Consider the following 609-nt stretch of genomic DNA (forward strand, 5'->3'; position numbering starts at 1 on the left):
GGGCACTGTCAGAGCAAATGCACCGGCTAGCGGATTTCGCCGGGTAGGGTAGGGCACGGCAATGCCCAGACCCAAGAAACCAGCTAGCCCGTTTCGCTATTTCAATTCATCGCCGGAGATCATCCGTCTGGTGGTGATGATGTATGTCCGGTTTCCACTTTCGCTGCGGAACGTGGAGGATATGCTCTCCGAGCGAGGGATCGACATTTGTCATGAGACGGTGCGGCACTGGTGGAACAGGTTCGGCCCGCTGTTCGCAGCTGATGTGCGGCGCCAACGAGTAAGTCGGATGCGCGGTTTCCGGCAGTGGAAATGGCACCTCGACGAGGTCTACGTGAAGGTCAATGGCGAGCTGCACTACCTGTGGCGTGCGGTCGACCAAGAGGGTGAGATCTTCGAGAGCTATGTCACCAAGACCCGCGACAAAAAGGCAGCACTGCGCTTCATGAAGAAGGCGCTTAAGCGCCATGGCTCGCCTAAAGAGATTACCACAGACGGTCTCACCTCATACAAAGCGGCGATGCGTAAGCTGGGCAACACGGACAAACAGGAGGTGGGACGCTGGGCCAACAACCGAGCGGAGAATAGCCACCTGCCATTCCGACGGAG

The 609-nt window shown here is 58.0% G+C and carries 1 protein-coding gene; it reads left to right on the plus strand.

Annotated elements, in window-relative coordinates; translation table 11 throughout:
• Positions 1 to 61: 61 nt before the first annotated feature.
• Positions 62 to 609 (plus strand): IS6 family transposase (locus tag KCG46_RS12530; protein ID WP_218405786.1); only part of this gene is annotated, 548 nt, incomplete at its 3' end.

Source organism: Erythrobacter crassostreae (assembly GCF_019204045.1).
Taxonomy (GTDB): Bacteria; Pseudomonadota; Alphaproteobacteria; order Sphingomonadales; family Sphingomonadaceae; genus Erythrobacter; species Erythrobacter crassostreae.